This is a genomic window from Levilactobacillus andaensis, from assembly GCF_016861695.1.
In the GTDB taxonomy this organism is placed as follows: Bacteria; Bacillota; Bacilli; order Lactobacillales; family Lactobacillaceae; genus Levilactobacillus; species Levilactobacillus andaensis.
Genome location: NZ_BOLP01000019.1, coordinates 41,779 through 65,462, shown reverse-complemented (window position 1 = coordinate 65,462; position 23,684 = coordinate 41,779). Strand labels below are relative to the sequence as shown.

At 50.2% G+C, this 23,684-nt stretch carries 23 protein-coding genes and 1 other annotated feature; all 23 genes read right to left on the bottom strand.

What is annotated here, in order from left to right:
- Positions 1-503: 503 nt before the first annotated feature.
- Positions 504-692, bottom strand: coding sequence for a 50S ribosomal protein L32 (rpmF, locus tag JUF10_RS12375; RefSeq protein ID WP_048731903.1), 189 nt, complete (start codon positions 690-692; stop codon positions 504-506).
- Positions 693-758: 66 nt separating this feature from the next.
- Complete coding sequence (locus JUF10_RS12370) at positions 759-1,310, bottom strand: DUF177 domain-containing protein (RefSeq protein ID WP_203642783.1); 552 nt, start codon at positions 1,308-1,310, stop codon at positions 759-761.
- Positions 1,311-1,383: 73 nt separating this feature from the next.
- Positions 1,384-2,532 carry a nucleotidyltransferase gene (locus JUF10_RS12365; RefSeq protein ID WP_203642781.1) on the bottom strand — a complete coding sequence of 383 codons (1,149 nt, stop codon included), beginning with the start codon at positions 2,530-2,532 and terminating at the stop codon, positions 1,384-1,386.
- Positions 2,533-2,534: 2 nt separating this feature from the next.
- Entirely contained in the window at positions 2,535-3,281 is a 747-nt protein-coding gene (locus JUF10_RS12360) for a class I SAM-dependent DNA methyltransferase (protein ID WP_203642779.1), read from the bottom strand.
- The gene (gene rsfS, locus JUF10_RS12355; RefSeq protein ID WP_203642778.1) at positions 3,278-3,634 is read right to left on the bottom strand and encodes a ribosome silencing factor; all 357 of its coding nucleotides are present in this window, start codon (positions 3,632-3,634) and stop codon (positions 3,278-3,280) included. Before rsfS ends, JUF10_RS12360 begins: the two co-directional genes overlap by 4 nt.
- Before the next feature lie 13 nt (positions 3,635-3,647).
- Positions 3,648-4,256 (bottom strand): bis(5'-nucleosyl)-tetraphosphatase (symmetrical) YqeK, encoded by a 609-nt coding sequence (gene yqeK / locus JUF10_RS12350; protein WP_373301350.1) that lies wholly within the window; start codon positions 4,254-4,256, stop codon positions 3,648-3,650.
- The gene (locus JUF10_RS12345) at positions 4,246-4,878 is read right to left on the bottom strand and encodes a nicotinate-nucleotide adenylyltransferase (RefSeq protein WP_048731915.1); all 633 of its coding nucleotides are present in this window, start codon (positions 4,876-4,878) and stop codon (positions 4,246-4,248) included. The genes yqeK and JUF10_RS12345 overlap by 11 nt, the downstream gene beginning before the upstream one ends.
- A gap of 15 nt (positions 4,879-4,893) precedes the next feature.
- Positions 4,894-5,202: a YhbY family RNA-binding protein gene (locus JUF10_RS12340; protein WP_143462090.1), complete on the bottom strand. Its 309-nt coding sequence runs from the start codon at positions 5,200-5,202 to the stop codon at positions 4,894-4,896.
- Positions 5,203-5,219: 17 nt separating this feature from the next.
- Positions 5,220-6,362, bottom strand: coding sequence for a ribosome biogenesis GTPase YqeH (gene yqeH / locus JUF10_RS12335; RefSeq protein WP_203642773.1), 1,143 nt, complete (start codon positions 6,360-6,362; stop codon positions 5,220-5,222).
- Positions 6,343-6,885, bottom strand: coding sequence for a YqeG family HAD IIIA-type phosphatase (locus JUF10_RS12330; protein WP_236008231.1), 543 nt, complete (start codon positions 6,883-6,885; stop codon positions 6,343-6,345). Before JUF10_RS12330 ends, yqeH begins: the two co-directional genes overlap by 20 nt.
- Before the next feature lie 731 nt (positions 6,886-7,616).
- Positions 7,617-7,976 carry a 50S ribosomal protein L20 gene (rplT, locus tag JUF10_RS12325; RefSeq protein WP_048731924.1) on the bottom strand — a complete coding sequence of 120 codons (360 nt, stop codon included), beginning with the start codon at positions 7,974-7,976 and terminating at the stop codon, positions 7,617-7,619.
- A 70-nt stretch (positions 7,977-8,046) separates the two neighbouring features.
- On the bottom strand, positions 8,047-8,241 hold the full coding sequence (gene rpmI / locus JUF10_RS12320) for a 50S ribosomal protein L35 (RefSeq protein ID WP_203642769.1): 195 nt from the start codon (positions 8,239-8,241) through the stop codon (positions 8,047-8,049).
- Between the two features lie 46 nt (positions 8,242-8,287).
- On the bottom strand, positions 8,288-8,812 hold the full coding sequence (gene infC, locus JUF10_RS12315; RefSeq protein WP_235805876.1) for a translation initiation factor IF-3: 525 nt from the start codon (positions 8,810-8,812) through the stop codon (positions 8,288-8,290).
- A 37-nt stretch (positions 8,813-8,849) separates the two neighbouring features.
- Positions 8,850-8,990, bottom strand: a sequence feature (ribosomal protein L20 leader region).
- 86 nt (positions 8,991-9,076) lie between these two features.
- Positions 9,077-10,561 (bottom strand): MDR family MFS transporter, encoded by a 1,485-nt coding sequence (locus JUF10_RS12310; protein ID WP_203642764.1) that lies wholly within the window; start codon positions 10,559-10,561, stop codon positions 9,077-9,079.
- Positions 10,562-10,789: 228 nt separating this feature from the next.
- Entirely contained in the window at positions 10,790-12,733 is a 1,944-nt protein-coding gene (thrS, locus tag JUF10_RS12305; protein ID WP_203642763.1) for a threonine--tRNA ligase, read from the bottom strand.
- A gap of 714 nt (positions 12,734-13,447) precedes the next feature.
- Positions 13,448-14,374: a primosomal protein DnaI gene (gene dnaI, locus JUF10_RS12300; protein WP_048731931.1), complete on the bottom strand. Its 927-nt coding sequence runs from the start codon at positions 14,372-14,374 to the stop codon at positions 13,448-13,450.
- A gap of 3 nt (positions 14,375-14,377) precedes the next feature.
- Entirely contained in the window at positions 14,378-15,745 is a 1,368-nt protein-coding gene (locus tag JUF10_RS12295; RefSeq protein ID WP_203642762.1) for a replication initiation and membrane attachment family protein, read from the bottom strand.
- Between the two features lie 3 nt (positions 15,746-15,748).
- On the bottom strand, positions 15,749-16,249 hold the full coding sequence (gene nrdR, locus JUF10_RS12290) for a transcriptional regulator NrdR (RefSeq protein ID WP_048731935.1): 501 nt from the start codon (positions 16,247-16,249) through the stop codon (positions 15,749-15,751).
- A gap of 537 nt (positions 16,250-16,786) precedes the next feature.
- Complete coding sequence (gene coaE / locus JUF10_RS12285; protein WP_203642761.1) at positions 16,787-17,386, bottom strand: dephospho-CoA kinase; 600 nt, start codon at positions 17,384-17,386, stop codon at positions 16,787-16,789.
- Positions 17,379-18,239, bottom strand: a complete 861-nt coding sequence (gene mutM, locus JUF10_RS12280) for a bifunctional DNA-formamidopyrimidine glycosylase/DNA-(apurinic or apyrimidinic site) lyase (RefSeq protein ID WP_203642760.1) — start codon at positions 18,237-18,239, stop codon at positions 17,379-17,381. The genes coaE and mutM overlap by 8 nt, the downstream gene beginning before the upstream one ends.
- A 20-nt stretch (positions 18,240-18,259) precedes the next feature.
- Complete coding sequence (gene polA / locus JUF10_RS12275) at positions 18,260-20,920, bottom strand: DNA polymerase I (protein WP_203642759.1); 2,661 nt, start codon at positions 20,918-20,920, stop codon at positions 18,260-18,262.
- Between the two features lie 199 nt (positions 20,921-21,119).
- Positions 21,120-21,830, bottom strand: coding sequence for a Bax inhibitor-1/YccA family protein (locus tag JUF10_RS12270; RefSeq protein WP_203642758.1), 711 nt, complete (start codon positions 21,828-21,830; stop codon positions 21,120-21,122).
- 389 nt (positions 21,831-22,219) lie between these two features.
- Complete coding sequence (gene murC, locus JUF10_RS12265; protein ID WP_203642795.1) at positions 22,220-23,551, bottom strand: UDP-N-acetylmuramate--L-alanine ligase; 1,332 nt, start codon at positions 23,549-23,551, stop codon at positions 22,220-22,222.
- Between the last annotated feature and the right edge of the window lie 133 nt (positions 23,552-23,684).

Here is a 23,684-nt window from a genome sequence, read left to right as displayed (position 1 = left end):
ATACTAAACTCCAACCAATGAGAATCCCTTGACATCAGTATTTAGTCCTAGTGACTAACTTGTTCTTGTAATTTGCGAAATGAAAATTTATATTTTTCTACGGAAGTTCGACACTAGGACGTCAATAAAATGGACAACCTAGTAGTTCCATCGCCTTATCGGCCGGCAGATATGGCAACGTTGGTTTGCAGACGACTAATTGTAATGCGTGCCGCTTGGTCATCCCGACAATCTTTGTATTCTACCTGTTACTGTGGGGATATTATTCAGTCAACATGTGATTTTAGATGGACATACTTGCTAATCGTCCAGAACATATTTAGAAGATCAGTTTGAGCCAGAGGCAGTCAGGGATGGCGACAACCCTTTCGGCTAAAGGCGTTCCCCACGGCAGACGGAATCCCTGGCAGTCGCCGTGTACCTCAACTGACACCATTTTTTCGCCGCACAAAAAAAGCCCCCAGAAGCCGCGGACTTCATGGGAGCTTTTAAACTAAATTGAATTAGTTGTTTGCGTTCTTAACCGCAACGACCTGACGGCCATCGTAGAAACCACAACTTGGGCAAACCATGTGTGACTTACGTAATTCACCACAGTTAGGGCAAGCAGTTAAATTAGGCATCGTTAACTTAATGTGACCACGACGCATAGCCTTTTTCGTCTTAGACGTTTTCCGCTTAGGTACAGCCAAAGAAAACACCTCCTTCAAATAAATTATATCCACCAGTGAAAAAATTTTTAAGGCTTACAAAGAAGATTATTGATCATCCTGATCAGGGAAGAAATCTTTTAGCTTTGCAAGACGTGGATCAACTGATTGATTTTCCTTCTCCACCTTAGCAAGGTCAGCCTCAGCAACGACTTCCCAGTCATCACCAGTCGGCATTTCAGCACCCTGTTGTTCAGCTTTCGAAAGAATGTGCATCGGAATCTGTAAAATAATGTTATCCCCGATGGCCTTCTCAATATCGATCTGGTCATCCTTAACCACCATTACAACGTCGGTCTTTTCGTACCGTTGCGTTGCGGCGGGGTCGGAAACATAAAATTCCGTCATTTTGAAATCTACGGGTAAGTCTACCGGCTCAAGTGAGCGGCTAGACGGGACGGTTAAGTCCGCAGTTACCTGTGCATCAACGACAACGTCGCCACCCACAACGGAAACAATTCCCTTAGCGTGGACGGGACTTAAATCTAAAACATCATCGCCATAGCGTTCCATCAAGTCCGCTTTTAAATCCAGCGTTTCATCGAACGTTAGCGGATCATTCCGGTGATTCTTGCGGAGCTCGGTCAACGACCATTTCATCGCAATCCCTCCAATGCAACGTGATAAATTATACCTGTCAAAAAATGTGATGTCAAGGTAATTTCCTTGATAGTCACTCTGAAATCGCTTTTTTCACCGGGATTCGGCCATAATCTTGGTCTTCACCCGTGATTAAGGTGCGCAGTGCGCCCAATCGATCGTCAAACTCACCGGGACCCTTTTGCCAATCCCGATCCGCGCGACTGATCAACGGCAGACTCACCTGCTTTTTGATCTGATGAAGATACGCCTGTCCCGCCGCCGAATACCCCAGTACCCGTAAGTACTGCGGTTGCGGCTGCATCTCCGCCGGCTTAGCCTGTAACAACAGGTAGGCCGACTGGCGTTGCAAGCGCGTGTAGGTATAGCGCTTGGTCTTGACGGCATGCATAAATGCCGCAAAACTCTCGCTCGTTAGTGCCGCCTTCTTCAAACGATACTCAACGCCCTCGGTGATCTGATACATTTGCCGTAAATCAGCCACGTCACCACTGACTAACTGATAACGCAACAGCGGCCAGAAATCCTCCCAGCTCGTCAATTGCGCCGTCTGTAGCAGGTCTAAGGTCGTTGTCGGGACGACCGGCATAACTGCCGACCATTCCCCGTTTAACGCCGCAGAACGCACCGCAGTGGCACTCGCAAAGGCCGTTGCCGTCTCAATCGTGGTGTCATTATGCTGACTCCCTTTTCTCGGTAGCGGAACCAACGTCAACGGGTCTCCTTGCCGGCGATTCGCCAGTGCGTAGAAGAAGCCTAGAATATCATTGGCCGCATTCAGGGTAATCCCCGTTTGCTCCCGCAGATAGCCTTGAAAGAGCGAGGCGTACGTCTGGTCAAAGCGTTTAAACGTCGCCGGATCAGTCGGTAAATGGGCCATCAGCTGCTCGTAATCCATCTCCGGGTGTTCGGTTCCAAACGCCAGCCAATAGCACTGGAGCGCTGCCAGGAGGCTAACACCGCCGGCTGCGAATAAGTGAGCCGGTTGCAGGGCCGCCGCACCGGGCAACTCCACGACCAAATCAACACCACCGGCCAAAGCAGCCTGTGTGCGTTGCCATTTATCCATCACTGCCGGCTCGCCGCGCTGAACCCAGTTGCCACTCATGGCCGCCACGACCACATCGGCTCCCGTTTGCGCACGGGCCTGTTCGATCTGATAGCGGTGCCCATTGTGAAATGGATTATACTCCGCAATGATGCCCACTGCCTGTAACGTCATGCCTAAGCCTCCCGTGTAACCTCGAAGAACCAGCGCGTCGTATCGTCCGCCACATCGCTATTTCCAAAGTCAGCGCTGACCCGGTTCACCGTCAACCCAGCCCTTTTCAAAGCAGCCTGGTAGTCGGCTAACGGATACGTACGCTCATGATGAAGCTCAGTCACTTTGCGATACTCACCGGTATCTTCATTCAACGTGAAGAAGGCCAGATCATGCTCGGCCGCGTGTTCTTCGTCTTCAATCCCATAGCTGGTCCAGACGAAGGCTCGGGTGTCATCGACATAATTGTACATGTAGCCGGGATAAACGTCATCCGTCTGGTGGGGTGTGATCACGTCAAATAGGAACTTGCCACCCACATTCAGATGATCACGGACCTGGGTAAAGGCCTGGGTCACTTCATCGAGGTCGGTCAAATAGCAGAACGAGTCGGCGAAACAGGTCACCGTTTGGTACGTGCTCTCTAACCCACTCAAATCCAACATGTTCCCGGCAACTAATGGCATGGTCACCTGGTCTTCTTCGGCATGCTTCGCAGCTAATGCAAGCATGTCTTCAGACAGATCCAGGCCGCTCACGTCGTAGCCAGCCTTGGCTAATAGGACGCCTAGGCGACCACTCCCACACGCAAGGTCAAGGAGTGGACCGCTGGTTGGGGCGACCCTAGCGGCGACAAAATCCAGCCACTGATCGTACATGGCTGGATCGAATAGTTCGTCGTAAAGCTCAGCGAAGGATTGATAAATCATGCTTCAACCCATTGGCCAAGATCAACTTCTGGCGCGTCAGACCACAACTTTTCTAAGTTGTAGTGGCTCCGTTGGTCCTTTTGGAAGACGTGAACGACCACATCACCCAGGTCAATTAAGATCCAAGTGGCTTCGTTCTTACCTTCAACGTCGCGAATGGCAACGTCGTTAGCGGCCATTTGGTCAGTGATCTCGTCCGCAATGGCTTGAACTTGACGGTTAGAGTTGGCCTCCATGATCAGGAAGTAATCTGCCATCAGACTCACCTTAGTCATATCTAAAGCGGTCATTTCTTCTGCTCGCTTGCTTTCAGCGGCCTTAACTGCGATTTCTAAAATTTCTTTGCTTTCCATGCAAGTGCTCCTCTCAAACGTTGGGATAACGCGGTACCCACGCATTGTAGGTATCAATAGTTTTTGGATAAACCTTTTGGTTATTTTCAATCAGGTAGGCTAACGTGTGCTTCGTTTGAAACGCTACGCCGGCCCCCAGGTCTTTGGCGGTAATCTGACGGGCTTCATCGACACCGGGAAAATCACGGCCGGGTTCAATGAAATCGGCCATGTACACGATCTGTTCGAGGGGTGACATGTAAACCGCCCCGGTCGTATGGTGCCGAATCGCATTCAAGATGTCTTCATCATAAATGCCTAATTCGTGCTTGACCAGCTCGGCGCCAACCACCCCGTGCCAAATCGCGTTGCCGTAATTTAACAGTTCTGGATCCAGATGATACTGCTTAATGGCCGCAATAAAATCCTCGTCCGGACGCTGCTTGGCGTAGTCGTGGGTCAGACCAGCAATACTGGCCTTTTCCTCGTCAACGTCGTTAGCCTGCGCCAACTTCACAGCCGTCGCTTCCACCCGCTGAACGTGGGCAAAGCGCTTCGGCCGCAAGTGCTGTTCGATGCGATCAAGCAACTCCTGCCGCGTGCCGGCAAAAATATTTTCTGTATACGTTCGTTTAGTCACGATATAACAGATGCTCCTTTATATAGAGGTCGACCATGGTCGGCACCAGATACCGCACGGATTGACCGCGCCGGACCTGATCTCTGACCATCGTTGAACTGATCCCGATTTGGGGCACATCGACCCACAGCACAGGATACGGCGATTCACGCGTAAAGCCTTGACGACAGACGCCTACGAATTGAACCAATTTGACCAACTCATCAATGCGGTACCATTTTGGCAAATAAGCCACCATGTCCCCACCAATAATAAAGTAGTACTGGTTCTCCGGATGGGCTTGCGTCAATTGTAGCATGGTGTCGTAGGAATAACTGCGACCGCCACGCGCAACTTCCGTTAACTCTAAATCAAAGCGCGGATTGTCCGCAATGGCCGCCTTGACCATCGCCACGCGATCCTTGGCCGGAATCGTTATCTTCCGGTCAACGTGCGGTGGCTCAGCGTCAGGCATAAATAAAACGCGATCTAAACCAAGCTGTGTTGCCACTTGATCCGCAATCACCAGGTGTCCTAAATGGGGCGGATTAAACGTTCCCCCCAGAATACCGATGCGACGTTTCTTCGCCGTAGCCGCCATCTCTGTAGCGACCTGCGTACTCGTTCGTTCTAAAATCTTGACCACGCCAGTCAAACCTCCCTACATATTTTCAACGACTGCTGAAATCTTTTGATTTTCTTCATCCGTTGCGACCCGGTACAAGACGAGTACCCGACCGATCGTTTGAACGACTTGAATGTCAGTGTTATCTTCGATAAACGCCTTGGTTTCGTCAACGGAAACGTCCGCACTCTGTTGGAGATTGATCTTAATTAATTCGCGATTCTCTAACGCCCCGGTCAACTGATCCAACCAAGCTTGCGTTAAGCCATTCTTCCCCACGGAAAAAAGTGGGTGCATGGCGTGTGCGTGTGCGCGTAAATACCGTTTTTGTTTGCCTCGTAACAAGTTTTATTCCTCCATTATTAAATCATTGCTCGTCGTAGTAAAACACCAACACCGGCGGGTGCCCAACCGGTCACATTGACCCCGGCAGGCAAACTGATCCAACCCAGTCCTTCGAAGACCAAGTCGCTCTTCTCGGTGGTCTTGAATTCATGTGCCACTAACAGTGGGAAATCATCCTTGTCGTCAGCGTGTGGTGGTGTGAGTAACTGGCCTAATTGCCGCGCATAAAAGTCGTCGGCATTTTCCAGCTTCGTACGGTGAATGTACAGGTTGTTTTCAAAGTACGCCGTGAAGCCGCTCTTTGGACCATTGGTGTAGTCAAACCGGGCAATTCCGCCCAAGAAGAGGGTTTGTTGGCTCTCCAATTGGTAAACCTTAGGCTTGATCTGCTTTTGTGGCGTCACCAGCTTCAGGTCTTTCCCATCCAGAAAATGGGCCATCTGTTCATTTTGAATGATCCCGGGGGTGTCGACCAGCACGTGATCGTCATCCAGTGGTAATTCAATCTTGTCCAACGTGGTCCCAGGGAAACGAGACGTGGTGATCAAGTCCTTGACCCCGGTATTTTGCCGAATGATTTGGTTGATCAACGTTGACTTCCCAACGTTCGTGACCCCAACCACGTAAACATCGCGGTCGCCACGGTACTTGTTGATCATTTGTAATAACTGATCGACGGACTGGTTGGTTTTGGCGCTCAACAACGTCACGTCAATTGGCCGTAAGCCTTGCTCGTTAGCCCGTTGCCGTAACCAGTCTTGTAACTTGCTGCGCTTCAAGGAACGCGGTAAGAGGTCTTCCTTGTTCCCCACCAGTAAAATTGGGTTATTCCCCACAAACCGGTGAAGTCCTGGAATCACACTTCCGTTGAAATCAAAGATGTCCACGACGTACACGATCAACGCATTAGCATCCTGAATCTGCGTTAATAAATGTAGGAAATCATCGTCGGTCAGTCCCACGGGAACAATTTCGTTGTAGTGCCGTAATCTGAAACACCGTTGGCAATACACTTCTTGATTCTCCATGCCTTTATCTAATGCCGACTGCGGCGTGTACCCAGGTGCCGTCTTGTCCGTCGTTTGAATCTCCGCGCCACAACCAATACAGTGGAGCGGCTCACCGTCAACTAAAACGGGTTCAGTGTGTTTTTCGTTCATCAAGATCCTCCTGCCAAGTTAATTCTGGATAATCGTGGCGCAACCGCCACATCACAACTTTTTCTAACACGCGATTGCCCTTAGTAATCCACGCGTCTGATTTTAAAATGGGTTTGACCAACACGCTACGAATGCCCGTACGATGGGCAGACCACACGTCCGTCAGTAATTGATCCCCAACCATGATGACTTCATCACGGCGTAGGTGCCACCGCCGCAAAGCGCGTCTCAATCCCCACGATAACGGCTTTAGCGCCCGATGAATGTACGGGAGCTTAAACGGTGCGACCGCGCGATCAACCCGTGCGCGACTGTTATTCGACACGACAATGACCCGAATACCGGCCAGTTCGAGTAGCGTCAACCAGTGCCGCAACTCGGGTGTCCCGTCCGGATTATTCCACGCAATCAACGTGTTATCCAGGTCCGTCAAGACTGCTCGGACCCCGTTTTCACGCAGTTGCTGTGGTGTCAAATCGTATATGTTCGTAACCATCCACGTGGGCTTAAATTGAGAAACCATGCGGGTGACTGCCCCCCTTCGTCCATTTGCCAATAACGGCATGTCTAGCTTTTTATTATACGCAATCCCAGTCAATTTTACCACCATCAACGGCTGAGATTCACTAAGTTTACTCTCTATATTGTTCGGTACAGATTGGTTAAACTTTGTCGCACTGCGGCTGCCAGGGATTCCGCCTGCTGTGGGGACGCTTCAGACTGGAAGAACACCAGTCTTCTCGCTCGCTTTTAAGCCACGAAGAACGCGTGTCTTAAAAGTCGCCCATCGTGGTAGCTGTGAGCTACCACGATTTCCACGGCTGGCTACACCCCTGGCCTCCTCCGGCTCATGTTGATGATCACTACAACAAGTGTTAAATGTCAGCATATACAATATCTGTCGTCCTGGTAATCGATCTGCATCTTGCATTCTACCGCCCAACAGATAATAACGCTTATTAAGCTCATCGTCTAACATTGCCATAGAACAGTAATTTCAGCCGAGAGGTCGCCAGATATGGGCTCAGGCGCGTCGTTCTACTTAGTTGGCGTATTTTGCCAGCTTAGTAGAAGGCCAAGCTTGAAGACTCGCGACCTTCGAGGCTTCAAGTTGTACCCGCACCGTTCCAGCCCATATCTGGCGGCCGGTAAGGCGAAAGCAACACAATGTCGCCAATCACCGAAAAGCGTTGCCAGTGGTGGGCTAATAAAAAAGACCTCGCATACGCGAAGTCCCTTTAATCATTAACTGAATTAAGCAGCCAATGCTTCTTTAGCTTGGTCAGCTAATGCAGTGAAAGCACTAGCATCGTTAACTGCTAAGTCGGCTAACATCTTCCGGTTAACGTCAATGTTGGCTAACTTCAAGCCGTGCATCAACTTGCTGTAGCTCAGACCGTTCATCCGGGCTGCTGCGTTGATCCGGGCAATCCAAAGCTTACGGAAGTTACGCTTCGTAGCTTTACGGTCACGGAAGGCGTATTGACGGCCCTTCATGACTTGGTCCTTAGCTACCTTAAATAAACGGTGCTTAGAACCACGGTAACCCTTAGCTAACTTTAAAACCTTTTTGCGACGTGCGCGTGTAACAGTACCGCCTTTAACTCGTGGCATAATCTTTTCCTCCTAAATCAATTCAAACATTATGTCGACATTTCGTCGACCCGAAAAATTAGTGACCGGCTTACTTTTGTAAAAGTGCGTGGTAAGTCTTGATGGTCGTTTCGTTCATCATCCGGGTACCACGAAGGTTCCGGCGTTGCTTCTTGGTCTTACCGTGGAAACGGTGAGACGTGTATGCGTTGGCACTCTTGATACCGCCCTTGGCAGTTACTTTGAAACGCTTAGCTGCGGCGCGGTTAGTCTTCATCTTTGGCATAATACGAAATATCCTCCTTAAATCGGTAGCTAGGCTACCCAATCAATTACTTATTCTCAGCGATGGGTGACAACATGAGGAACATGCTGCGACCATCCATCTTTGGCCGTTGTTCAACAGTAGCGACGTCAGAAGTTTCCTGAGCCATCCGGTTGAGCACCTCACGACCAATGTCCTTATGCGTAATTGCCCGACCCTTGAAACGAATTGAGACCCGAACTTTTTCACCCTTGGCCAAGAACTTCTTAGCGTTCTTCAGCTTGGTGTTAAAGTCGTTGGTATCAATCGTAGGGCTGAGCCGTACTTCTTTGACACTGATCACTTTTTGCTTTTTACGAGCTTCGCGTTGCTTCTTTTGCAACTCAAAGCGGTATTTCCCGTAGTCCATGATCCGGGCTACTGGTGGCTTAGCTTTCGGTGCAACCAAAACTAAATCGAGGTTAGCGTCTTCAGCAATCTGCAAAGCTTCTTGCTTAGACTTAATACCCAATTGTTCACCGTCGCCGGCAATCAATCGAACTTCGCGTGCGCGAATCCCCTCGTTGACAATCGTGTCGTTTGCTATGGTAATCCACCTCCAAAATAATCTCGAGAACTGCAGAAATCTCACTCACAAAAAAATGCGGGAACCTTTGATGAAAATCAAACGGCTCCCGCACCAAAATCCAATCTAAAAGATTAGATAACGTGCATATCCAGCCCAATAACCTGCGTCATAAGGCGAGAAGCGGAAGCCTCTGCTTAATTTCTCAACTTAACCATCATACCAGCTAGCCCGTTTCATGTCAACGGGTGTTTCATAGTTTTTCAGAAAACCCGCTGGCTTTACGGTCGGCTAATCGTCGGTTGCCCCACTGCCCAAAACCTGGTTGCTATGATCCAACCGGTTAATGACAAAGGTCAGCACAACGATAACAAAACCAATCACGTAAACCCAATGCAATCCATTATACAGGATTTGTCGCAAGGTTGGCAACAACTTTTCTGGCAGGCCACTTGCCGTCTGCGGATTGATCAAACGATTCATCATCGCCATGCTCGTTCCCGCAGAATGCGTGATGCCCTGCTGCATCCCCGTGTTCAGGATGATGCCGAAAATGGAGACCATCAGGGTTTGCCCAATCGTCCGTCCCAGTGTATTAAATGAGGTTGCCACGCCGACATTTTCAGCCGAGACTAAGCGCTGAGATGTCAGGGTGGTCGTTGTCATGGCAATTCCGAAACCAAAGCCATTGACCGCTGTGATGATAAAGAACCAGCCAAACGGCGCCTGCATGGGCAATATGGCCAACGCTAAGCCCGCAACTAAGATGAAAGAGAGACTAAAATACAGGATTCGTCGAGGGGTCCACCGCGCTAAGAAGTAACTCGTTGCAAAGGCCCCGACGACCCACATCAATGAGTTCGGAGTTAAGGCTAACCCGGCCTCCGAAGCAGAGACGCCATGAAGCCCTTGGCCCCAGGTCGGCACGTAGACCGTCAATGCCATCAGATAGCCATTGATCAACGCGGCAATCCCATTTTGTACGATGAACGGCCGATTCTTAAACAACTCCAGCGAAATGATCGGGTCGACCGCTCGTTTCTCTCGCCGCACGAATAGAATCAAGCTAACGACACTGATGACCAGGCCACCAATGAAGCCCGCCCAGACAATTGGCTGGTTGCTGAGCACTTGAAAACTTAGCATCAGACTGAGCAGACACAGCATCAGCCAAAAGCTCCCCAGATAATCGATGCTCTCCGTCCGTTGTCGCTTGGGTTCATGTAAGTATAATTGAAATAATATCATGGTAATTAGCCCAATCGGAATGTTAATGAAGAAAATCCAGTGCCAGCTGAGCTTATCGATAATGATTCCACCCAGTAAAGGTGCCAACACCGCCGCAATTCCCCATGCGGAGTTGGTGATGCCCAAAATTTTCGCCCGTTTTTCAATCGAATAGATGTCGGCAATGATCGTCATCGAGACTGGCAGCAAGGCCCCCGCCCCAATCCCTTGAATCGCTCGCCAGAAAATCAGTACCGGCATACTAGAGGCCAGGCCACTCATCGCTGACCCCACGATAAACACCCCCAGGCCAAACTGCATGATTGGTTTACGGCCGATCACATCGGCGAGTTTGCCATAAATCGGCGTTACCATCGCAGTAGCCAGCAAGTAAATCGAAAATACCCAATTCATCAACGCAACGCCATGGAGATTTCCCACAATCGTAGGCAGGGCCGTTGACACAATGGTCCCCTCAATGGCGCTCACGAACGTTGCCACGTAAATTGCTATCGTCACGGCAAGTACGTTTGTTTTTGGCTGTGACACGCTTACCATCTTCCTTCTGAAATACGCTTTAGTCACCTCAGATACGTCAACGCATAACCATCGACGAATTTTGTCAATGGGTTCTATTAGGCAACTCTATTAACTACACTACCACTTCTCAACGTGACACTCTACCTAAAGAAAACGGAGCCGCTAAATTAGCGACCCCGTTTTCTACTATATTATTTAGTTTCGAGAACCACTTTCGTTCTCAACACCAAGTTAAATTTAGTTTTCTTCGCGACTGTAAGTAGCGATATCGCCTAAGATTTCCTTGACGAAGGCGTCACTGCTCATGGATTCACTGTTATCTTCCCCATACTTACGTACAGAAACAGTCCCATTAGCCATTTCGTCTTCACCAACAACCAACGTGTATGGAATCTTGTGCGTTTGGGCGTCCCGAATCAGGTAACCCATCTTTTCACCACGCTTGTCGACATTGACCCGAACATCAGCAGCCTTTAATTCAGCAGCTAACTTGTCAGCGTAAGCACCATGCTTTTCTTCGGAAACAGGAATGATGGTAACTTGCTTAGGTGCCAACCAAGTTGGGAAAGCACCCTTGTAGATTTCAGTCAGGTAAGCGGTGAACCGTTCCATCGTTGAAACCAAGCCACGGTGAATCATAACTGGACGATGTTCTTCACCATCGGCACCGACGTAGTGTAAGTCGAAACGTTCTGGCAACATGAAGTCCAATTGGATGGTTGAGAGCGTTTCTTCGTTCCCAAGAGCCGTCTTCGTTTGAACGTCCAACTTAGGACCGTAGAAGGCAGCTTCCCCTTCGGCTTCAACGTAAGGCAAGCCAAGGTCATCCATGGCACCCTTCAACATCTTTTGCGCGTTGTTCCACATTTCGTCATCATCGAAGTACTTTTCCGTGTTCTTAGGGTCACGGTAGCTCAGACGGAACGTGTAGTCCTTGATGTCAAAGTCATTGTAAACCTTAACCATCAAGTCCAGGATGCTCTTGAATTCATCTTGAATTTGTTCTGGGGCAACGAACGTGTGACCATCGTTCAAGGTCATTTCACGAACCCGTTGCAGACCACTCAGGGCACCGGACTTTTCGTAACGGTGCATCATCCCTAATTCGGCAATCCGTAATGGCAATTCGCGGTAAGAACGGATGTGGTGGTTGTAAATTTGAATATGGCTTGGGCAGTTCATTGGCCGCAATTCAAGTTGTTCGCCATCACCCATGTCCATTGGTGGGAACATGTCTTCACGGTAGTGGGCCCAGTGACCGGATTGCTTGTACAGATCCAGATTAGCCAGAACTGGCGTGTAAACGTGTTGGTAACCGTTAGCAACTTCCTTGTCGATGATGTAACGTTCGATGGTCCGACGAATCGTGGCACCGTTTGGCATCCAGTAAGGTAAGCCGGCACCGACCTTAGGATCAACGAAGAACAAGTCCAGTTGATTCCCAATGACACGGTGGTCACGGTCATGAGCTTCTTGACGCTTAACTAAGTCGGCATCCAAGTCAGCTTGCTTGTAGAAGGCCGTCCCGTAGATCCGTTGGAGCATTGGGTTTGAGGACTTGCCTTGCCAGTAAGCACCAGCAACGGAGAGTAACTTGAACTTCTTCACGTCACCCGTGTTGGCTAATTGAGCACCATCGCTTAAGACTTGGTGGTCACCGATCTTCAAGAAGGAAACGGCATCGCCATCAACGGCATTGATCAATTCCGTCGTGTAAGGATCGTCCTTGGCAGCGGTTAAAGCGTCAGCCTTGCTCAATGAGATCCGGTCGATAGGCAACTTGTCACTGATCAATTTTTCAACGATCACAGCTAAGGCGTCCAGTTCATCAACGCTCACTTGTTGGTCATCCTTGTCAGTATCCACGAAGAACCCGTCTTCGTCAGCACTAACTTCACCCAAACGAATGGCTGGGAATTCCTTCTTCAAGGCAATCCGTAGCAATGCGGCAGTCGTGTTCCGCAGAACGCTTAAGCCTTCGTCGCTGTCCTTCGTGATGATCTCAATGGCACCGTCACCAGCGAGTGGGGTCAAGTAGTCGACCAGTTTGCCGTCTAACTTAGCGGCAACGGCCTTCTTTGCTAAACTGATGGAAATAGACTTGGCAACGTCTTCGGGCGTTGACCCTTCTGGAAAGGCTTTTGCTTTACCGTCAGGGAATTTGATTGAAATATCTGCCATAATTATGATCTCCCTCATTGATTTTTGGATGGTCATCGACGCAAAAAGTCCCCAGCACCTAACTAAATAGGCACTGGGGACGTCAATAACGTGGTTCCACCCGATATTTTTCACGAGACTACCCCCGTGAACTCTAATCGTCGATAACGGAACGAACCGGCCGAAAATTTCCTTTCGACAGCTGGGGAAAGCGGTAATGTTTGCGGTCGCTAAGTCGGCTTCCAAGCTAGGCCAACTCTTCCTGTGAACGATCCCGCAAGCACCATGTCTTTCGTCATAGCTCTTCTTGGTTTCATTGACTATTAAACACTTGCCAGTGAAAGTTGTCAAGCACTGACAGAGAATTTGTTCAAGATTGTTGCTGTGAAATTACCGCACTGCGGCCACCAGGGATTCCGCCTGCTATGGGGAACGGCTCCAGCCTAAGGACCAGGCTTACGCCTCGCCTGAAAGCCACGAAGAACACGTGTCTCTCAGGTCGTCCCACGATGTAAGCCGGGAAAATACCCCGCCTAACATCGTCGACACAGCTGGCTACATCCCTGGCCGCCTCCGGCTCTGGCTTGCTCTCAACCTCTCAACCATAACAAATATTGAAATTAACCGGACACTACACTGACCGTTCAGTTGGTGACAAACATTATGATCAGTCATACTTATGGTGTTCATAGAGTGACCGTGTAAGCCGAGAGGCCGGCAAGGCGGAATCCAAGCTTATTGCGGCCGCCGGTTGACGCCGACCATTGTGATTTCACGGGCTAAGAAGCGGATTCGCTGCATCAGGCGCTGGGCCTTCAGTGGTTCATCATCCCCCCGCGTTGAGATGCGCAGGTGTTCCGTCTCCAATTGTTGCATGGAAAAATTCGAACTAAAGAACGTTGGCAATTCCTCTTGCATCCGGTATTCCAAAATAACGCCGAGAATGTCGTCACGGACCCAGGCGGACATGGCATCCGCCCCAATGTCATCGATCATGAGGACGGGCGCCTTCTTCAGAGCATCTAGCTTATCGGCCACGCCGTTTTTGGCAATTGAGTTTTTCATTTCGACCGCAAAACTCGGGAAGTGAACTAACGTGCTGGAGAACCCATCCGTTGCTAACTCATTGGCCAATGCGGCCAGCAGGTAGGTCTTACCCACGCCAAAACTTCCGGCTAAATATAAGGCCTGGTGGCGACGCTTGGGGCTCGCTTCATAGGCATCCTTAAAGTCTAAGACCGCCATCAAGGCTTCCGCACGATCGGCGTCCTGGTCAAATTCGGTCAGGCTGGCATCCCGAATATTTTTCGGCATGGCAATCGACTTGACCCGTTGGCGCAATGCTTGTTGGGCCTGCTTTTCCTGCGTTTCGACTGTTGGCACGTAGGCAACGTCGATAAGGTGATTCGACACGATCAGTTGCGGTTCGTATCCCGTTGCAAAGGTCGTGCCCCCCTTCGCTAATTTTTCCCGTTCGCTCACAAATTCATAGAGTTTCGCTGCCGAACGCGTCATCACGTCTTCTGCCAATTCCGCTTGATGGTCGTGATAGAACTGGGTAACCTGCGGATCTGCGTAGACTTTGTCCATCAATTGACGGTAGTTATCGTTTAAATGGCGCTGATTCATCAGCTGCTGCATGGTTTTACTGAGATCTTCCATGGGTTAGTCCTCCTTTCCTGATTGGCGGTTCTCTTTAAGCTTCGCAATGCGCTCCTGTAACCGCTGCTGTTGCTCCGTAGATAACTTGGCAGTGGTTGCCGTTGGCGTCTCAGCCGCTGGCTTTTTCGCCCAGTCTGGCAAGGTTTCCTTCACCGTTGGCTGACGGTTCCGCGACTTGCGCGGCTGACTCGCAGCTCGTTGCCGCTCACGAATCTTCTGAATCGCTAACTGAGGCGTATTGACCTTGGCCTTACTCCAGTCGTTAGCAATCGTATCTAGTAGATTTTTATTTAACGTCGGCTTATCCTCATCAACCAAAACGTGATAGATCATGAGGTTTAAAACGGCCTCTGGGAACAGCTGGCGGCTAACCAAGTCGCGCACGATACGTTGTTCCCCATCCGTGACGAATCCACCGTTCTTCTGTTTGATAGCCTGTAAAAAGACCGCTGGTGCCGTCGCCGTGGCCACCTTGATCAACGCTTGTTCGGCGGACGTCGGCGTGCCGGTCGTGGTCGCAGCCGGCGTTGGAGTTGCTTTCACCGGCGCTACACCCCGGCGTGGCTGACCAAAATGCTGCGCAACGATGCGTTTAAACGCCTCCGCGTCAAACTGATTCGTTGCCAAGTCGGTAGCTTCACCCACATAACGCGCCATAGTGACCTCATCTAACCCGTAGGTCACATGTTCGGTCAATAACAGTTGGCGATTGGCTTGAACCGCACGCGTATCAATGAACGAGTGCTCTAAAATCTCACCCAACAGTTTGAAATCAAATTCCGGCTCATCATTAGCCGACAAAACTGGACTCTTGGGCGCTTTTGTCAGCCGTTGCCGACCGTTCGTAATGGCCGTGGGCAAATCGTTCAACTCCTGACCATCCACGTGAAAAACCTCTAGGAAGTTCTTCGTCACGTCTTTTTCATTGGCCAGCGGTGCCACCGTTGGCATATTCGTCGAAATCAACTGCTGATACATCTCTTCGCCAATGACCCCCAGTAATTGAACACTGAGCAAGTCATCCTTAAAGAAAGCAGCCGGTGCTAAGGGCGCGTGTAACTCGTAAATGAATCCCATTAGGTCATCTTGGGTGGTCACCTTAGTCGTCAATAGTCCGGTAGCCTCTAGTCGAATCCGAGCCTCGTAAAAGTGTTCCAGGTCTAAGCTCATTGCCGCCAACAACGTGGTATGTCGTTGATAGGTTCCCCGATTTGGTAGCCAAAAAAGGGCCGAGAAGAGCCCTGCGGCACTCGGTCCCATGATGGGCTGGTAGAGTTGGGTCAACGTTTGCCAACTCAGGTCACTGATGCGACCGTTTACCCGCACCGTAAAACCGGCCTTGGGCTTCAATTGGTGCCAGGAATCTTCCATACCCTACTTCGCCTCACTTTGCCCGTTTGATTCTTTTTTAGCCTTTTCTTTGTCTTTATCGAGCATATCCTTCAGTTCGTTAAAGAAGACACCGGTATCCTTGAATTGCCGATAAACACTGGCAAACCGAATATAAGCAATCTCGTCAACGTCGACCAGTTTGTCCATCACGTACTCCCCAATCAACTGACTGGAAATCTCATTGACGCCCAACGCGCGAATCTTATTTTCGACGCTATCGACAATGTCGGTCATGACATCCATTCCCACCGGTCGCTTCTCAGCCGAGCGAATGATGCCCTTCAGAATTTTTTCACGGTTAAATTCTTCCCGCGTCCCATTCTTCTTGATTACCAACAGAGGAGTCACTTCGACCCGCTCAAATGTCGTGAACCGAAAGCCGCAGCTCTCACACTCACGGCGCCGACGGATTACCCGACCGTCGTCGGTGGGCCGACTATCAACGACCCGTGATCCGTTATGATGGCAGTGTGGACACTGCATATTTGGTCACCTCGCTAAATTTAATTCTCTCTCATCATTGTCAAATACTAAATTGTGTTGATTGGCCGCACTGCGGCTGCCAGGGATTTCGCCTGCTGTGGGGACGCTTCAGACTGGAAAAACCACCAGTCTTCTCGCTCGCTTTGAAGTCACGCATAGACCGCGCGTCTCCAAAGTCGCCCATATTGATAGCTAGCCAACGGCCAGCTATCAATATTACCACGGCTGGCTGCATCCCTGGCCTCCTCCAGCTCTGATTGCTCGTTACCAGAATGAGGGTCAGAACCATTCATCCCAAACGCTCACAACATACCCTGTAACAACTTTCCAATTATCATCAAAACTGCCATAGAACATGAATGTAAGCCGAGAGGTCGGCAGATATGGGCTCAGGCGCGTCATTCTACTTGGTCGGCGTTCTTCGCCAGCTTAGTAGAAAACCAATCTTGAAGACTCGCGATTTTCGAGACTTCAAGTTGTGTTCGCACCGTTCCAGCCCACATCTGCCGACCGGTAAGGCGCAGGACACACCAACATTTACTTTAAGTTGCTCATGTCAAGCCATTTTACCACTTGTTGACGCGTTTCGGCAATCGTTCCCCCGTTATCAATGACAACGGTTGCGCGGGCGGCCTTCTTTTCAATCGGCCACTGCCGGTCCATTCGAGCTTGAGCGTCATCCGCTGAAAGCTGGTCGCGCGCCATTAGTCGGCGTTTTTGTGTGGCCACATCCGTTGCCACCACCATCACGTGATCGGTCAATGCTTCAAGGTAACCCGACTCAAAGAAAGTTGGCGCATCAATGATAACGACGGAAACTTTCTTTTGACGATAGCCTGCTAGTTGTCGTTGAATCTCGGCTTGAATCAGTGGTGTCGTGATGACTTCGAGTCGTTTCAACTGTGCCGGGTCATGAAAGACCAGTTGGCCCAGTTGCTTGCGATCAAGCTCACCCGCCGTCAGATACAATTTGCCAAAGGTCGCCGCAATCTGCCGTAAGCCCTCGGTTCCCGGCGCCACGACCTCACGGGCAATCACATCGGCATCGATCACGGGTAACCCCGCCGCTTTCAGCCAGACGCTCACGGTCGATTTTCCAGTCGCAATACCACCAGTTAATCCCCATACCTCAGTCACGGTCAAACGCCTCCAAAGCTGCCGCTGGTAACGGCTGACACTTCGGGCAGAAATGTGTGCCGCGTTGGGCGACCTTGATCTTCTCAATTTCGGTCCCACAACGCTCACAGGGTTCACCCTCACGACCGTAGACGTGCAGGTGATTTTGGAATTGACCGGCCTCGCCAAATGCCGTGGAGAACGAGTGAACGGTGGTTCCGTGGCCCTGAATTGCCAACGCCATTTCCTCAATGATACTCTGCCGCAACGTTTCCAATTGGGCTTCGGTCAACTCATTAGCTGGCGTCAATGGATTGATCTTTGACAACCACAACACTTCATCGGCATAGATGTTCCCTAGACCGGCAATTCGCGATTGATCGAGTAAAAAGGGTTTGACCACTTTATGAGATTTGCCAAAAATCGTTTGCATATAGGCTAACGTCAACGTTTCTTCGGTCGGTTCCGGCCCCATTTTAGCTAACGACGGCATCGCTTCGGCCTCTTGTCCCGTTGGTACCAGCTGCATGCGGCCAAACTTACGGGTATCCGTGTACCGCAATTCCCGGTCGTCCTTCAAGTGAAAGACCACGTGGGTATGCTTGGTCACTGAACTACCCTCGGGTTGGACATCATACTTGCCCTCCATCCGTAGATGGGACACCATCGTGAGGTCGCCGCTGAACCGAAAGAGCAGGTACTTGCCCCGCCGGTCGATGCGCTCAATCTGTCGGCCAATCAACTCCGCCGTGAACTCATCGCGGTCTGGCGTGACCATTTTGGGATAAAACACCTCAACATGGTCAATAGTAGCACCGGCCACTAACCGATTCAGTCCGCGCCGAACCGTTTCAACTTCTGGTAATTCTGGCATAAACCGTCTCTCCTTTTACCCTACTTGGCGTCGTACCAGGTAGGCCCGTAGTGACTTTCCACCTTCAACGGAATCTCTAAGTCGATAGCGGAATCCATCACACTCGGTACTAATTTTGCCAATGTTTCAATTTCTTCCGCTGGCGCTTCAAAGATCAACTCATCGTGGACCTGGAGCAACATCGTGGCCTGCATGTCCTTGATGGCATCTTCCATCCGAATCATTGCAATCTTAATAATATCAGCCGCGCTCCCCTGAATTGGCGTGTTCATGGCCGTTCGTTCGGCAAATGACCGCTGATTGAAGTTCCGGGAGTTGATGTCTGGCAAATACCGCCGGCGATGCGCAATCGTCTCAACATACCCCAATTCATGGGCTTGTTGGACCATACGTTCCGTGTAGGCCTTCACGCCGGGATACTCTTCAAAGTAGGTATCAATAAAGTTCTTGGCCTGCTTCCGGCTGATACCAATGTTTTGTGACAAGCCAAAGTCACTGATGCCGTACACGATTCCAAAGTTAACGGCCTTGGCCTGCCGCCGAATGTTTGGCGTGACCTCTTCGTCCGGTCCCATTCTAAAGATCCGTCGTGCCGTTGCCGCATGGATGTCTTCGCCTTCACGGAAGGCCTCCTGCATGTTGGCGTCATGACTCATGTGGGCGAGGACCCGCAGTTCGATTTGAGAATAGTCAGACGAGAAGATCTGCCAGCCGGGGTGCCGGGGAACAAAGGCCTTTCGAATGGCACGGCCCTCTTCGTTCCGGACGGGAATATTTTGCAAGTTCGGGTCGACAGAAGATAATCGTCCCGTCTGCGTCAATGTCTGCAGGTAGCGGGTGTGCACCTTGTGGTCGTCTGGATGAATGACCTTCAACAGGCCCTCCACGTAAGTCGACTGAATCTTCGCAATCTTCCGGTATTTCAAAATGTTTTCCGCAATTGGGGCTTCGGCCGCTAACTTTTCCAATACGCCGACCGCCGTCGAATAACCGGTCTTGGTCTTCTTGATAGCCGGTAAGCCCATCTTTTCAAAAAGAATGTGGCCTAGTTGCTTGGGCGAGCCAATGTTAAATTCTTCGCCGGCTTCGTTGTAAATCGTCTGTTCGATTTCGGCCAATTGTTCGGTAAACTTGCTGCCCATGGCTTCCAACTCGCTGGCTTGGACCGTGATACCGGCCACTTCCATTCGAGCCAGCACGAAGGCCATCGGTAATTCAATGTCTTGGTAGAGTTGCGTCTGTTCATTTTCCTCTAAGCCCTTAAATAACTGAGGCCGTAAGCTTTCAATTGCCCGAGCCTTTCTGGCAAGGTGGGAGAAGAAATCAACGTCATCGGCTGGAATCGCCGCCTTGGCGCCCTTTCCGTAGACATCCTCATCAGTCGCTACTTGGTGATAGCCGTGTTCCATGGCCACCCGACCGAGGTCGTTACTGTTGTCATAGGTGTTCAGTAGATACGAGCAGAGCAAGAGGTCGCAGTCGACGCCGGCCAACGTGATGTCTAACCGCCGTAATGCAACGTACGTCCGCTTGGCATCGAAGACTTGCTTCTTAATGTCGCTCGCTTCCAATAAGCCCTTTAATGGCGCTTGCTGTAAGAGCGTCACGTCGCGGCTGACCCACCACTGGTCCTTGTCACCGATGACAAAACCATCGAGATGGGCCGTATGGTAATTTTCATCCAACATTTCCAGATAGAATTCACAGCCGTCCGTAAAGGCTGGCAAATCGCTCAGATTGTCGGCTTTAAGTACCGTGAACGCAACGTCCTTTAAGCCTGGCGTTGCGGTTGGCGCTTCGCCATCCACGCTCATTTTGCTTAAGAATTGGTTGAAGTTCATCCGTTGATAAAATTCGACTAGTTTTTCTTGGTCGTCGCCCTCGTAGGTTAAGTCCGCAACCTTTTTTTCAACCGGGGCATCCCGCAAAATCGTCGCTAATTTTTTCGACATCAGTGCTTGCTCGTGGTCTTCCACCAGGTGTTCCTTAAGCTTCTTGGCCGTGATCTCGTCGATGTGGTTGTACAGGTTTTCAATGCTCCCGTACTTGCCAATCAAATCAACGGCCCGCTTAGGTCCAACCCCAGTCACACCGGGATAGTTATCGGAATTATCGCCTTGAAGTCCCTTGATATCAATGATTTGAGCGGGCGTCACGCCCATCTTTTCCTTCACGTAAGCTGGCGTGTAGTGTTCAATGTCACTGACGCCCTTCTTGGAAATCGAAACCGTGGTGTGGTCATCGGTCAGCTGCGTTAAATCGCGGTCCCCGGTCACAATGGTCGTGGTAAACCCGGCGTCTTCGGCCTGCTTCGCCAACGTTCCGATAATGTCATCGGCCTCATAGTCGGGCAATTCATAGGTCTGAATGCCCCGGGCCGCCAAGAGTTCCTTCACGTACGGAAATTGTTCGGACAGTTCTGGCGCTGTCTTCGCCCGGCCGCCCTTGTAGTTGTCATACATTTTTGTCCGGAAAGTGGTCTTCCCGGCGTCAAATGCGACCAAGGCATGCGTGGGCTTGACCGTGTCCAGCATGGTCTCCAGCATCGTGTTGAAGCCGTAAATGGCATTCGTGTGCAGCCCCTCGCTGTTGGTAAATTTGCCTAATGCCGTGTACAACGCGAAGAAGGCCTTGAAGGTGACGCTGTTCCCATCAATCAATAACAATCGTTTCTCTGCCATGTGACGCTCCTTTCGAGTCTGGTTTTCCGTACTCGAGTAGTTTAGTTTATCCGAAATGTAGCCATTTTTGTTTAGCCGGCGTATTTGATTTTACCGCTAAACGTTCCATCCCTATTTTACCAAAAAAATGGCGAAAATCGAAACCATAAAAAAAGAAGTATTGGTTCAAGCCCAATACTTCTGACGTTCAACGGTTCGTTTAGTCGCGTCCGCCACCAAAGATACCGAAAATTTGTAAGAGTTGTAAGAACAGGTTCACGAAGTCCAAGTACAGTTGCAAAGCCCCGTTAACGGCCAAACCGGTCGTGGAGACCTGGTCACCGTATTGCAGGTACATCTTTTGCATCCGTTGCGTGTCCCAAGCCGTCAAGACAGCGAAGATGATGACCGTGATCACTGAGAAAATCAGGGAAACCATCACGCTCTTCACCAGGAAGGCGTTGACAAGTACGGCCACGATGACCCCGATTAAAGCGGCGGTTGCCTGCGTCCCAAACTTAGTCAAGTCACGCTTGGTAAAGATCCCGAAACCAGCCATGCTAATGAAGATGGCAGCACTGGAAACGAAGGCGGCGGTCATCGACGCATTCGAGTAATACAATGTGTACGTCGAAATGACGATCCCGGTGATAACCGCGTATACCATCAAGCCAACAAAGGCGACGGTCGGACGTTTCATCGATTGACCACTAATCACGAATGGCAAGATGAACCAAACGATGATTGGTAACAACAAACCACCACGACTTAGACTCTGGACGGCACCACTAAATTGCGTTGCCATCACGAAGGCAGTAGCGGCGGAAATTAAAACTGCTAAGCCCATCCATCCAAACATCTTGGTTAGAAAGGCATTTAAGCCAACCTCGGTGTTAACTGTTGTGCGGGGCTGCTGATCAAAGTTGTTCATTGAAACGCTCCTTTTTTCAATCAATTCCCGACTTAGCCGCCACAACTTGACGACCAGTTTCTGGGTTTATTGAATATATTCTATCAAATCTGGCGATAAACACAAGTAATCAGTCGTGAAAGCACCCATTTCGGTCCAAACCTAATTACGCTACCAGACTAGGTTGAATTGGCCACACTCCGGCTCTGCAATTCAAAGCAAAGGAAGCCTTGATTCAAGCCATAACCGACCAGATTAACTTCTACAACAAACGTCAATCAAAACAAAACTGGATGGCAAGTCCCCGAAAAACACCGGGAGCTCGCCATCCAGCAAGCAGCGTAAATTCCATGTCCAACTTTAATGGCTCACTTCATTCCGCTATAATCACTAATTTTCAGTTTTTAAATTTAGTTATTCTTCAATGAGAGGTGGCTCAGTAATTCTTCGTAAGAGCGTTCGTACTTCTGAACGTCGCCGGCACCCATGAAGACGACCACGGCGTCGTGGAAGTCCAGCAGTGGTGACATGTTATCAACGGTCAAAATTTCGCCGCCCTTAACAATCTTAGCAGCCAAGTCCTTACTGGAGACTGCGCCTTGCGTTTCGCGAGCTGAACTGAAGATGTTGGTCAAGAAGACCTTGTCCGCTAAGTTCAGGCTCTTGGCGAAGTCGTCCATCAACGCAATCGTCCGGCTAAACGTATGTGGTTGGAAGACGGCAATAATTTCCTTATCCGGATACTTTTGCCGAGCAGCGTCCAACGTGGCCTTGATTTCTGATGGATGGTGCGCGTAGTCATCAATGATGGTCATGTCAGCTAACTTACGTTCCGTAAACCGACGCTTAACACCCTTGAAGTCGACCAATTCACGTTTGATTTCGTCCATGTCGACCTTTTCAAAGTAAGCCACGGCAATGACGGCTAAACTGTTCAGCACGTTATGTTCGCCGTACAAGTGAATTTCAAAGTTACCTAAGAATTCATCGTCATGGTAAACGTCAAAGGATGAACCGGTCGTCGAACGCTTGATGTTCTTCGCCTGGAAGTCATCGCGGTCGCTGGTCCCGTAGTAGTAGACGGGTACATCGGTCTTGAGCTTCCGTAACTCAGGGTCATCGCCCCAAGCAAAGATTCCCTTCTTAACTTGGTTGGACCAAGTCTCAAACGCACTGTAGACATCATCGATGCCGGTGTAGTAATCGGGGTGATCAAAATCAATGTTGGTCATGATGGCGTAGTCTGGCTTAGTTGCCAGGAAGTGACGCCGGTATTCATCGGCTTCGTACACGAAGAAGCGCGCGTTAGGCGTTCCCTTCCCAGTACCATCACCAATCAAATAAGATGTTGGGGCCACACCACTCAAGACGTGCGCCAACAAACCAGTCGTACTGGTCTTCCCATGCGCACCAGCAACCCCAATACTCGTGTAGCCTTCGATCAAGTGACCTAAGAATTCATGGTAACGGTAAACAGGCAGGCCCATTTCACGAGCCTTCTTGATTTCAGGATGGTCATCCGTAAAGGAGTTCCCGGCAATCACCGTTAATCCCTCGTGAATGTTGGCTTCGTCAAATGCCATGACGTCGATGCCAGCCTGTTCCAAGCCACGTTGAGTAAACGTGTACTGGGTAATATCTGAACCTTGAACCTTAAAGCCCTTATCATGCAAAATCAGAGCGAGGGCACTCATCCCTGATCCTTTAATTCCAACAAAGTGATACACCGTTGCGTTATCCATTAAATGATCCTCTTTTCTACTCTCTTCGGCAAAGGCCACTGATCCCCCCGACCGATCGAGTGACTCTACTCTCATTTTAGCATATCCCCCCACCCCATAAAAGAACTGGGCGATTAAAGACGCGTGAGGACTA

Bases quoted from the DNA above. Each gene is read 5' to 3' on its own strand.
- rpmI (WP_203642769.1), bottom strand. From the start codon at position 8,241: ATGCCAAAGATGAAGACTAACCGCGCCGCAGCTAAGCGTTTCAAAGTA.
- JUF10_RS12370 (WP_203642783.1), bottom strand. From the start codon at position 1,310: ATGAAATGGTCGTTGACCGAGCTCCGCAAGAATCACCGGAATGATCCG.
- JUF10_RS12295 (WP_203642762.1), bottom strand. From the start codon at position 15,745: ATGGAAGATTCCTGGCACCAATTGAAGCCCAAGGCCGGTTTTACGGTG.
- yqeH (WP_203642773.1), bottom strand. From the start codon at position 6,362: ATGAACGAAAAACACACTGAACCCGTTTTAGTTGACGGTGAGCCGCTC.
- JUF10_RS12270 (WP_203642758.1), bottom strand. From the start codon at position 21,830: ATGAACAACTTTGATCAGCAGCCCCGCACAACAGTTAACACCGAGGTT.
- rsfS (WP_203642778.1), bottom strand. From the start codon at position 3,634: ATGGAAAGCAAAGAAATTTTAGAAATCGCAGTTAAGGCCGCTGAAAGC.
- mutM (WP_203642760.1), bottom strand. From the start codon at position 18,239: ATGCCAGAATTACCAGAAGTTGAAACGGTTCGGCGCGGACTGAATCGG.
- nrdR (WP_048731935.1), bottom strand. From the start codon at position 16,249: ATGCAGTGTCCACACTGCCATCATAACGGATCACGGGTCGTTGATAGT.
- thrS (WP_203642763.1), bottom strand. From the start codon at position 12,733: ATGGCAGATATTTCAATCAAATTCCCTGACGGTAAAGCAAAAGCCTTT.
- rplT (WP_048731924.1), bottom strand. From the start codon at position 7,976: ATGCCACGAGTTAAAGGCGGTACTGTTACACGCGCACGTCGCAAAAAG.
- polA (WP_203642759.1), bottom strand. From the start codon at position 20,920: ATGGCAGAGAAACGATTGTTATTGATTGATGGGAACAGCGTCACCTTC.
- JUF10_RS12365 (WP_203642781.1), bottom strand. From the start codon at position 2,532: ATGACGTTACAGGCAGTGGGCATCATTGCGGAGTATAATCCATTTCAC.
- JUF10_RS12360 (WP_203642779.1), bottom strand. From the start codon at position 3,281: ATGATTTATCAATCCTTCGCTGAGCTTTACGACGAACTATTCGATCCA.
- murC (WP_203642795.1), bottom strand. From the start codon at position 23,551: ATGGATAACGCAACGGTGTATCACTTTGTTGGAATTAAAGGATCAGGG.
- dnaI (WP_048731931.1), bottom strand. From the start codon at position 14,374: ATGGAAGATCTCAGTAAAACCATGCAGCAGCTGATGAATCAGCGCCAT.
- JUF10_RS12330 (WP_236008231.1), bottom strand. From the start codon at position 6,885: ATGGTTTCTCAATTTAAGCCCACGTGGATGGTTACGAACATATACGAT.